The organism is Pseudomonas sp. HY13-MNA-CIBAN-0226 (assembly GCF_040310305.1).
GTDB classification, from domain to species: domain Bacteria; phylum Pseudomonadota; class Gammaproteobacteria; order Pseudomonadales; family Pseudomonadaceae; genus Aquipseudomonas; species Aquipseudomonas gregormendelii.
Genome location: NZ_JBEOPS010000293.1, coordinates 1 through 268 on the forward strand (window position 1 = coordinate 1; position 268 = coordinate 268).

General features: G+C 70.9%; 1 pseudogene. It reads right to left on the minus strand.

Going from position 1 to position 268, the window contains the following annotated elements:
* A pseudogene (locus AAEZ05_RS28805) lies at nucleotides 1-268 on the minus strand (polyhydroxyalkanoate depolymerase); the annotation flags it as partial.

The window sequence follows — 268 nt, forward strand, 5'->3', positions numbered from 1 at the left end:
GCGTGATACTCGCGGGCGGCGCAAGGCCGCGCGCGGCGCGCAGCGCGAGTGCGCCGAGTGCCGGTACGGTCGCCTGGCATACGGCGACGACGTGTAGCGGCCGATCGTCGTGCTGGAGGGTGCTGACGAAGCCGTCGAGCATCGCGACGTATTCGTCGAGCCCGAAACGGCCTGCCGCGAGCGGCACGTCGCGCGCATTGCGCCAGTCGGTCACGCAGACGTCGCCATCGGCGAGCAGCGTTTCGGCGGTTTCGCGCATCATCACGGC